Annotated in this window: 8 protein-coding genes and 2 pseudogenes; 3 read left to right on the top strand and 7 right to left on the bottom strand. The window is 70.6% G+C overall.

Going from position 1 to position 9894, the window contains the following annotated elements; genetic code table 11:
• Positions 1–98: 98 nt before the first annotated feature.
• Together EFK10_RS01450 and EFK10_RS01445 are read right to left on the bottom strand one after the other, a co-directional pair.
• Positions 99–1200, bottom strand: a pseudogene (locus EFK10_RS01450) (ISAs1 family transposase); the annotation flags it as partial.
• Between the two features lie 479 nt (positions 1201–1679).
• Entirely contained in the window at positions 1680–2045 is a 366-nt protein-coding gene (locus tag EFK10_RS01445) for a DUF6479 family protein (protein WP_127353970.1), read from the bottom strand.
• A 566-nt stretch (positions 2046–2611) separates the two neighbouring features.
• Between EFK10_RS01445 and EFK10_RS01440 the strand changes: the two genes are divergently transcribed.
• Together EFK10_RS01440 and EFK10_RS49325 are read left to right on the top strand one after the other, a co-directional pair.
• Positions 2612–2827 (top strand): hypothetical protein, encoded by a 216-nt coding sequence (locus EFK10_RS01440; protein WP_127353969.1) that lies wholly within the window; start codon positions 2612–2614, stop codon positions 2825–2827.
• A gap of 106 nt (positions 2828–2933) precedes the next feature.
• Positions 2934–3170 (top strand): annotated as a pseudogene (locus tag EFK10_RS49325) (NUDIX domain-containing protein); the annotation flags it as partial.
• A gap of 191 nt (positions 3171–3361) precedes the next feature.
• Here the strand turns inward: EFK10_RS49325 and EFK10_RS49320 are convergent.
• From EFK10_RS49320 to EFK10_RS01410, 5 genes are all read right to left on the bottom strand, one after another.
• Positions 3362–4564, bottom strand: a complete 1203-nt coding sequence (locus EFK10_RS49320; RefSeq protein ID WP_164835758.1) for an MFS transporter — start codon at positions 4562–4564, stop codon at positions 3362–3364.
• Between the two features lie 93 nt (positions 4565–4657).
• Positions 4658–5836 carry an RNA polymerase sigma factor gene (locus tag EFK10_RS01425; RefSeq protein WP_127353966.1) on the bottom strand — a complete coding sequence of 393 codons (1179 nt, stop codon included), beginning with the start codon at positions 5834–5836 and terminating at the stop codon, positions 4658–4660.
• Positions 5833–6150, bottom strand: coding sequence for a YciI family protein (locus tag EFK10_RS01420; protein WP_240676911.1), 318 nt, complete (start codon positions 6148–6150; stop codon positions 5833–5835). Before EFK10_RS01420 ends, EFK10_RS01425 begins: the two co-directional genes overlap by 4 nt.
• A gap of 122 nt (positions 6151–6272) precedes the next feature.
• Positions 6273–6794, bottom strand: coding sequence for a hypothetical protein (locus EFK10_RS49315; protein ID WP_240676910.1), 522 nt, complete (start codon positions 6792–6794; stop codon positions 6273–6275).
• Positions 6791–9031: a hypothetical protein gene (locus tag EFK10_RS01410; protein ID WP_127353964.1), complete on the bottom strand. Its 2241-nt coding sequence runs from the start codon at positions 9029–9031 to the stop codon at positions 6791–6793. The genes EFK10_RS49315 and EFK10_RS01410 overlap by 4 nt, the downstream gene beginning before the upstream one ends.
• 520 nt (positions 9032–9551) lie before the next feature.
• On the opposite strand from EFK10_RS01410, the gene EFK10_RS01405 reads away from it, so the two are divergent.
• Positions 9552–9894, top strand: a 343-nt coding sequence (locus tag EFK10_RS01405) for a hypothetical protein (RefSeq protein WP_206305263.1), incomplete at its 3' end; no start/stop codon positions are given.

The following is a 9894-nucleotide window of genomic DNA, read 5'->3' as shown; positions in this document are numbered from 1 at the left end:
GCGGGAACGGGCGCTGAGCACTCGCCCGGAGTTAACCGTCGATCATTCGACCCTCCATTTCGGTTATCTCACTCAAACAGTGCGACCTCATGTCGCACCTCGATGGTCCAGTGGTCGCGGGCCCAGGCGGCGATCTCGGCGGGGGTGGCCTGTTCGGCGGGCAGGTCTGTGACCGCGTAGACGATCTCCTCAGTCCACTTCTTCTCGCCGAGTGGGCGGCTTCTGCGGCGGATGCGTACGACCTGGCGGGCGTGCGGAAACAGGAGCCCGTTGACGCTGGCGACTTGCAGTTCGCGGATCTCCTCTCGGCCGTGACCGCGCTCGGCGGTGCGGTGCAGGACCGGGATCTGTTTCCAGGGAAGAGACTTGAGCTGGCGGGCGAGGTTCTTCTGGTTGCCCTTGACGCTGAGCAGGTAGTGGGCACCGCGCTCCTCGACCAGGTAGCGGGCGTGCTCGCGCTGAGCGTGCAGAGCATCGAGGGTGACCACGGCGTCGTTGAGGTCCTCGTCGTCGATCTGTTCCATCAGCGGCTGGAACTCGGGGATTTCGTTGGTCTTGGCTCCGACCTCGCGGGCGGCTACCGTCAGCGCGTCCTGGTGGCGGACCGCGGAGAAGATGTAGAGCTGGGAGCCGTCCGGGCGCTTGGCGCCGCGCAGGCATTTGCCGTCGGCGGCGAACACGGCCCGCCTGCGTGGGGGCGGCGGGTCGAGACGGGCGGCGCGCTGGGCCCGGCGCTGTTCTCGTTCGGGCATGCCCTGGGGTGTCAGCGCGCTCGCTTCACCGGCGGTTGCCGTCTCGGCCAGGGCGGCCAGGCGCTGATAGCCGGCCCGGGTCAGCTCGCCGGGGCTGACCTTGGCGTAGGCGTCGCGCAGTGTCTTCTCGTCGGGGCAGCGGATCCGCCCGGCCAGCGGATCGTAGGGACATCCGAGGTCGGCCAGGGTCTGCTGATCGCAGCGACGGACCCACTCGCCCACCGAGACAAGGGAGTTGTGGCCCACCGTGGTCATCGCGCAGACGCCGATCGCCAGCAGAGTAGCCAGTTGATAACGCACTCCGCGCGGATCACGCGGGTCCGGCACCTGCGCCAGGACCTGCAGCAGCCCCTCGGGAACAACCGAGTCCCGCGCAGGCCGGCGACCCGGTCAGACGGGGCGCGTCCGGCAGCGCAACGGACAGGGGGGAAGATGGAGCGACGAGCACGGCACCCTTGCAGATCGTGGCAGCGTAGAGAACTCCATGATCCACAAGCGCCGTGCTCGCCCTGCATCCGGGACCCGCCAGCGATCACCAGGTCAAACCAGACATCCCGGAAACACTCCGGGGCCGTGTGCCATCGTGGCTGCGAGATTAGGTCCTTGGCGTGTTGATGAGGGTGTTCTTGCGAAAGAACTCGTCACTGACTTCCAGCCCGGCATGCTGGTCATGGCGGACCGGGGATTCTATGCCTATCGCCTGTGGGAAGCGGCGGCTGCTTCAGGGGCAGATCTGTTGTGGCGTATGCCGGCTGGCCCACATTTGCCGGTGGTCCGAGCATTGGCAGACGGATCGTATGAATCCTTCTTGCTTGATCCGAAGGTGCGTACGTGATCGGCCCGGGACCGCAGTTCATCCTGCAGCGCCAGCGCCCACGCCTCGCCCTACGGCCAGGCGTGGGGTACCTCGATACGCATCCGGCGAGGCTACTTGTACTTCACCGTGTGCGAACCCCAGTTCCCGAAGCCCTTCAACGAGTGCGGCAGGATGCGGGTGCCGTCCTGCACCCACACGTCCGTCTCACGTGTCTCGGAGAGCGAATGCCGCTTGCCATCCTGGTGCCCGGGCCCGCGGTCGGGCGGCGCACCCAGCTCGAGCTCCTCACACTTCTGCCAGGCCCCTGCGCGCAGCTGCGGCGTTTGCTCCGGAGGTGGCTCCTTGGACCGGGCCCACAAGCCCACCGATACGGCGCCGACCAGAATCCCGACGAGGACAATTCCCACCACCAATGGCGCGATCCCCACGAGGTAATCGTGCGTGACGGCCAGGTGAACCTGCTCCACAGCACTCATGTCCTATTTGTACCCTTTTACGGGTCGGGGCAACATACCCGTCCGCGCACCCGGTCCGGTCACGCACCGCCCTCGGCGGAGCGGATCGCCTCGCGGTAGCGGCGGGCGGCCGCGCGCAGGGCGGATTCGGGGTCGATGCCGGCGCCTCGGCGGCCACCGCGAGGTCGAGTTCTTCAACCTGGACAACCACCTGCCCACCCAGCGGCACGCCGCCGTGACCGTCAGCCGCGCCGACCTGGTGAAGGCCGCCAAGAAGGCCCACGCGCTGGTCAAGGCCAAAGGCATGGGAACCACCGGTTCCGCCAGAGCCCAGTGGGACGCCGAAGGGAGCCTGACGCTTGCGCCCTTCTACGGCCAAGAGGAGCAGGCCAAAGTGCGGGGTGCGAAGGTGACCGCCAGCATCACCCACGGCACCACCGACCACGTGCAGGGGCGCACCCTGCTCCTGAACGCCCGCTTTCTGCTGGACGCGCTCGACACCTTCACCGGCGACACGGTGACCCCTGCACCTCCAGGCCGACGACGAGCCCACCCTGCCCCCGGACCTGCCCGAAGGCGCCCACCAGGTGGTGCGGCACTTCCGCTTCGGCAAGGCGGGCCCGGCCGTGCTGCGCACCGGCGACGACATACGCCACTACCGCACGTGGATCGCCGACCAGCACCACCGTCCCAGCGCGCCCTACTGGCACTTCGACCTGTCCACCCTGGCCGTCCTCGACGTCGTACTCGTCCGCAACGCCCGCGACATCACGCTCGCCGAACTGCCCCCGGACCTGCACTGACCAAACCGTCCGGCCGGGCGCGGCAACGCCCGGCCGGACCAGCCCAACCACTGGCGCGACCTCGAAGAGGTCTGCTGACCGGTCCGCCGGATCCCCATCAGCCAAAATGGACGGTATGACCCCACCGCTGTGCGAGGCCGCCCGGGTCGTCGTCATGGACGAAGCGGATCGGGTGCTGTTGCTGGCCTACGCCGAGGGCGGCGGCTTCTGGGCCACCCCCGGCGGCTCCCTGGACCCCGGAGAGGACCACGACACCGCCGCGCGGCGCGAGCTGCAGGAGGAGCTCGGCGTCGACGACATCGAGCTCGGCCCACAGCTCGCCGAACGCAGCCAGGTTCACCCCGTCGGCGGCCGACCCGCCCACCAGGTCGAGCGCTACTACCTCGCCCGCCTCGACCCCGCCGCCGTCGACCCCGCACGCGCCACTGAGACGTTGCCCTTCAGATGGCGGGTTTCGCTCCGGAGGCTGATCCTGCCCATCAGCGGGAGCGGCCGGACTCGGACTGTAGGCGTCGCTGCTTCGGCGCGTGAGGATCAGGGCCGTGAGCCGGGCAGTCGGCTGAGGAGGGCGACGGCGAAGAGCATGGGGATCAGCGCGGACAGCGTCCGGGTCAGTCCCACGAGCTCCGCCGTCCAGCCGATCACGGCAGGACCGAACAGGATGCCCGCGTAGGTGAATGTCGTGAACCGGGAGACATGCGCCGCTGCGGCGGGGCCGGTGGGACCCGTCTGCCCGACTGCGCTGAAGGTCAGAGGGAGCAGGACCGATGTGCCAAGCCCCATGACGGCGAATCCGGCGACCGCGGTGGCCGGCTGGGGGGCGAGCACGGCCACCGTGAGACCGCAGGCGCCGACCAGCCCGCCGGTGCGGAAGAGGGGCGGGGCGCCGTAACGCGTGGTCAGGTGGTCACCGACCAGCCGTCCGCCTGTCTGACCGGCTGTGTACGCCGTGATCGCCGTCGCGGCCAGGCCGAGCGACGCGCCCCTGCTGTCGTGCAGGAAGATCGCGCCCCAGCCGAGGGCCGCACCCTCGCAGACCATCAGGGCCGTGCCGGTCAGGCCGAGTGCGACGACAGTGCGGGTCCAGCCGCCGCGCCAGCCGAGGGAGGTGTGTGCTGGAGCCGGGCCGCTACGGCGATCGGCCGAGGCGGGCAGCAGCAGCGGCCCCAGCACGAGCCCGCCGGCGAGGACCACCGTCGCGGCTCCGACCAAGTGCGCGGTCAAAGAGACGCCTGCGTGCGCCAGAGTGGCCGCCGCCAGGGAGGCGATGACCGCGCTGACGCTCCAAGCCGCGTGGCAGCCGTTGAGGATGCGGCGCCCGCCGAGCCGCTCGACCGTGACAGCGTGTGCGTTCATGGCGGCGTCCGTGGTGCCGTGCACGGCACCGAGCGCCGTCGCTGCCATCGCGAACCCGACGGGGTCGCCGACCAGGCCGACGAGGGCCAGCAGCAGGGGCATGACGACCAGCGAGGCGCGCAGGACGGGCCGGCTCCCGACCCTGGACACCAGCGGCCCGACGAACTGCATGGATGCGAGGGCCGCCAAGGCGAAGAGCACTCCGACGACCCCGAGCATGCCGTCGGTCAGGTGATGCTCACTCTTCAGCGAAGGCAGTCGCACGATGTATGTCGACAGTGCGAGCCCGTTGAGGAAGAAGACGGCCATGGCGGACCATCGCCCGGCGCCGGCGGCCCGCGCCCCCCGCTGACTTGGTGCGGTCTGGTCCTGGATCGACATCGTGTGGTCTCCCATCGTGGGTCTGCCCGGGGAATCGGGTCCGCACAGACGACGATCGGAGCCGGGCGCTCCTCGACAGGAGCAGGCATCGGACTAGCCGCGGACCTCGGCGATACGCCGGCGCAGGTAGCGCCGCTCGGGCTCGGTGGGCGCCAAGGAGAGCGCCTGCTCGTACGCGGCGGCGGCCTCCGCCCATCGGCGCAGCCGGCGCAGCAGGTCCGCGCGGGTGGCCGGGAGCAGGTGGTAACCGTCGAGCGTGCCCGTGGAGTCGAGGGCGTCGACGAGCGCCAGTCCGGCTTCCGGCCCCTCGGCCATCGCCACTGCGACCGCCCGGTTGAGTTCGATGAATGGCGACGGCATGAGACTGGCCAGTTCCTCGTACAGCACAGCGATCCGCCGCCAGTTGGTGTCCTCTGCGGTGGCTGCCGTGGCGTGGCACGCCGCGATGGCGGCTTGGAGCTGGTACGGGGTGGTTGTGCCGGTGAGGAAGCGGACGCCCTGGTCGATCAGTCCCCGGTGCCACCGGGCCCGGTCCTGCTCCTCCAAGGGGACCAGGTCGCCGGCGCTGTCCGTACGGGCATCGACGCGCGCGTGGTGGAGCAGCATCAGCGCGAGCAGACCGCGTACCTCGGTCTCGGTGGGCATCAGCTGCTCCAGGAGCCGGCCCAGCCGGATCGCCTCTTCGGCCAGCTCCCGCCGCCCGGAGTAGCCCTCGTTGAACAGCAGATAGACCACGCCCAGCACGCCGGTGAGCCGCTCCGGCAGGAGATCCGGCGGAGGGACACGGTAGGGGATGGCCGCCTCCCGGATCTTGCGCTTGGCGCGGAACAGCCGCTGCGCCATCGTCGCGGTCGGCGTCAGGAACGCCCGGGCGATCTCCTCGGTCGTCAGGCCCGCGACCGTTCGCAGGGTGAGAGCGACCCGGGCGTCGAGGGGGAGCGCGGGATGGCAACACGTGAACACCAATCGCAACCGGTCATCGCCCCACCCGTCGTCCTCGGCGCCCGGAACCTCGGCCACCTCCCTCAGCTTCGCCGCCTCGACGCTGCCACGGCGCAGCCGGTCGAGGGCACGGTTGCGCGCGGTGGTGGTCAACCACGCCCCGGGCCGCCGGGGAACGCCGTCGTCGGACCAGCGCACCAGGGCCGCCTCGAAGGCGTCCTGCACGCACTCCTCGGCCAACTCCCAGTCGCCGGTGAGGTGGATGAGCGTCGCCAGCACCTTGACCCGCTCCTCGCGGAAGGCGGCGGCGACGGCGTCCCGGGCCCTCACCCTTCCCAGAACGGGCGCAGCTCGAGGGTCCCGAATGCCGCCGCCGGATGTTTCGAAGCAACCTCGATCGCCTCGTCGAGGTCGGCGCACTCAAGGATGTCGAAGCCGCCGATCTGCTCCTTGGTCTCCGCGAACGGCCCGTCCGCGACGAGCACTTCGCCACCCCTCAGACGTACCGTCGTCGAGTCACGGACAGGGCGTAGTCGGTTACCCGTGCGCCGCACCCCGCGACCCTCCATCTCGTCAATCCACGGCCCGGGGTCCGCGTTCGGCTCCACGTCCTCATCGACGCAGACCAGCATCAAGTACCTCACGTCTCCTCCTCCTACTGGCATCGTCCAACATCACGACGAAGGGCAAGGCGTCATTTTCGACATGCGGTGCACTCTTCTCCGGCGGCGTTGGCCGACCAACGGTGCCGGCCTGCTCGGACGCCTCACGCAGAACCCGCCAGGTCGCTCGCAAAGCCGCCAACCGAAGCGCAACGTCTCAGCCACCCAGCCCGACGGCATCCGCGCCCGCCTCTGGTGGACCCGATGACCTCCAGGACCTCGCCCGGGGCCAGGCCCATGAAGTGCTGCCAGATGAAAATGCGGGACGAGAGCATCGGTTCGCGGCGCAGCACGGTGTGGCAGCCTTCACCGCCGACGAAGATGATCGCGAGCCGGGTTGCGGGGTCGTCCCACAGGTAGCGATCGATATCCATTGTTTTTGCGGCCGTTGCTTCTGGTTCTGGGAGGCCATCAAGATCAGTAGCCGCCTCCTCATACCCACGGCACCGCTCCGCGAGATGCTCGGCATCACTCCGCCAGCGGTACGCCGACCGGAGGAGTAACGAGCCAAGATCATCGGTGTTACCGAGGCCTACCACGGCGGTAACCGCGTCCGCGTGGTCGCGGTGAAACGCACCTGCCCGCAGCGCCTCCTGCGGCTTCCACCGGTCGATCTGAGGGGTCAACCGGCGGGCAGGGCGCGTGTGAGGAGTTGTTGGGCTTCCTCGTCTTGCGCGATGCCGCGCCAACCGCCGCCGTTGATGAGCCGCTCGTCCCGATCCAGGCACGCGCGCAGGAGCGGCGCGAGTGGGCGGGCCGCGGGTCCCATGTCCGCGAGGTGCCGCAGGACGGCCAGTTCGAGTGGGTCGTAACCCCTGGGCGGTGTGCCGTTGAGAACGTGCTCGAAGACGCGGCAGGCCAGATCGACGTCGCCGGTGATCCGCCAGAGCGCCCCGGCGGCCTGGACGGCCTGATGGCTCGTCCAGCACCGCTGGTTCGCGCGCAGCCACTGGTCGGGCCAGCTCATCCGGTCCGCCGCGGCCGGGCCAAGCGGGGTGAGACAGCGGGCCAGGGCGCCGGCGAGGATGGCCGCCGGTGTGAACATCGGGCCGGTGGCACCGCCGACCGCCGCGGCGTCGTGGCGGATCGGGGCGGTCAACGCGAGTACGTCGTCCACCGTGCGCAGCAGCGCCCCGTCGTCACGGGCGACGACGAAGTGGGTCCCGGCCGCGGCCAAGGCCGTGATCCACGGAGCGGCCTGCCCGGGCAGCAGTTTGAGCGCCGTGTCCGACACATCCGGCCCAGCGGCAGAGGACAGCCGTGCCGCGGCCGCTTCCAGACCTTCGCGTTGGAGCCGTTCGAGGCGTGGGGCGAAGGCTGCAGCGGCCGGCCCGGCCGCCTCGATCACGGTGAGGGCCAGCTGTGGATGGGTAGAGTCGAGAAGCGCCTCCAGTTCGGCGGTCACCGTCACCGCCACCGGACCACACGCCGCGAGGGCCTCACAAAGCACATGGAACCGGGGAAGGGCGCCGACGTGCAGGGGAGTCGGCGGGCCGCCCGCCGTTCCGTTCTGCGCCCAGCACCGCGCGAGCGCGCGACGCAGCGCAGACGCTAGCGCCGATCCGTGCCGGGACGCCCCAGCGACAAGTGCCTCGCCGAGGGGCGGTGAGGTCAACCAGTAAAAGGAGTCGCCGTAGTGCATCGACCGTCCGAAGCCGCCGGACTCCTCGTCGTCCAGGGCGTGGATCAGCGCCGGGACGGCGCGTGAGTCTCCGTGCCGAGCCAGCGCCCAGGCGGCGCAGGCCGCGGCGGGGCGATATGAGTCGTTGAGGACGGCCGCGAGACGGTCGTCGAATCCGGAGTCGGCGTGGCCCGCCGCCGCCAGCAAATCCGCGGACATCATCCGGATCTCCGGTTCCGGATCGAGCAGCAACGGGCCGATCAACGGGATCAGCGTCGCGGGGGCCGACCGCCATCGAACCATCGCCTCGCCGGCCGCCCGCAGGGCACCCGCGCGGACCTGCGCCTGCTCATGGCCGATCAGAGAGCGGATGAGATTCAACCACGCGGCGGAATCCTCGCCGCACATGTGGCACAGCCCCACGGCCAGATAGGAACCGCCCTCGCCCCAGGCGCCGTCGGCTTCGCGGGGCGTGTCCGGCGCGAGCGCGGCGTCGAGAAGGTCCCGCCAAGTCACCGACGTGGGATCCAACCGTCTACGCGCCGCCAGGCAGGCCAGCCGCAACGCCGGCGCCGTCTGCGACGTGTCGGCGAGCCGCCGCACCGCCGCCGCGATCCGGTCGGCCGAGGCTGCGCCCGACCCGCGAGCGTCGATCGCCGCCTGCGCCCCGTCCCGCCGCAACGACACGCGCACACCGATGTCCGGCTCGACCGCGTCGAGCTCGAGCAAGGCCGCCAAAGCCCCATCCGCCCGCGGCGACCAGAGCGCGTACGCCCACATCAGCTCGGCCGCGGCCGCCCGCACGGAGCCGTCGGCGTCCTGAAGCAGCCCGACCAGGGCATCGTGCCCGGCGACCAGCGCATCCCGGCACCGCACCGCGTCCTCGGCCGAGCGCCACGGCTCACCCATCTCGTTCGGCAAGGCGGCGAAGCGGCCGATCAGCTCCACGATCGCTCCCCGCGATGGCACAGCGGGCGCGCTCGCCAGCTCGATGAGGAATGGCACCGCCGCCGCGCTCGCCGAATGGACGGCGTCGCCCGGGTGGTAGATCGAGGGATCCAGACGGTCCAGCAGGTCAGCACGCTCGGAGTCCGCGACCGGTCGCGCCAGCCCGCGCAGCATCCCCGGCACGTCGGCGGCCGACCCGTAGGCATGCCGCAGATCCGCCCATGGAATCTCGTCGAGGCCGTCGAGCGGCGCGAAAGCGCCTTTGCGGCGGCGCGGCGTCGGCAGGGCGCTCATGAGCCTCACAGTAGCGCCTGTGCCATGAGGCACCGCTCGCCCGGAAGTCGGCCGTGACGATCTGCAGCTTCTTCAGCCGTCGTAATCTTCGTCAGGCGGCGTTGTGGTACTCGTGGATGAGTCCGCTGAGGATGTCGTGCCGGTGGATCCGCTGGGCCGGGAGGGGATGACGTCGGGGTCGTCGGCTGGGCGCGAAGCCGCAGCGCTCGGTGGGCCCGGCCGCAGTTGTAGTGCTGGACGTATTCGGCCAGGACGTGTCGCAGGTGTTGCTCGTTGTAGATCAGCATCTGGTCCATGGGCGCAGCCACCCGGGCCACCCGGGCCCGGGCCGACGGCTACACGTGAACCATCGACGTGCTCGTCGTCCTGGGCGAGTTCGACGACGCCCCGCCGCCGTCGAGCGGCTCATCACCGCGCGCACGGCCGGGTACTTCGCCCACCAGGTCACCCGGGAGAGCGCGACGACCGCACCAAGGCCCAGGCCCGCGACGCGCGGCGGGCGGAACTGGCCGCCGCAGGGGTGACCCTGATCGAGGACGCCGACGAGGTGCCCGACACGTCTGGGTGGCTGGCCGAGCTGCGGGGCGCCGACGGCGACGAGATCGATTCCGTGGACCATGCTTCCTGCCCCGGGCACGTGGCCATCTGGGCCGAGTACGACGAGGTCGCCCCGGCCGCCGTGATGTTCCTGTGCACCGACCCCGAGGCGTACGGCCACGCGCTCAAGGAGGACGACGCGGACGCCAGCCAGTCCGCCGCCCCGGCCAAGCCGGAGAAGGAAGAGGGGATGCCCTACAACCTCAAGGTCGAGGGCAACGCGGCGTACCGGGCAGCGGGCAAGACCCCGCGCCAGTGGCTGCGCA

The sequence above is a fragment of the Streptomyces soli genome (assembly GCF_003999195.1).
Lineage (GTDB): Bacteria > Actinomycetota > Actinomycetes > Streptomycetales > Streptomycetaceae > Actinacidiphila > Actinacidiphila soli.
The sequence above is the reverse complement of the archived record's forward strand: the minus strand, read 5'-3'. Positions and strand labels throughout refer to the sequence as shown.

Coding starts and splice junctions, on each gene's coding strand:
- EFK10_RS01445 (WP_127353970.1), bottom strand. CDS start 2,045: ATGAGTGCTGTGGAGCAGGTTCACCTGGCCGTCACGCACGATTACCTC.
- EFK10_RS49320 (WP_164835758.1), bottom strand. CDS start 4,564: ATGTCGATCCAGGACCAGACCGCACCAAGTCAGCGGGGGGCGCGGGCC.
- EFK10_RS01410 (WP_127353964.1), bottom strand. CDS start 9,031: ATGAGCGCCCTGCCGACGCCGCGCCGCCGCAAAGGCGCTTTCGCGCCG.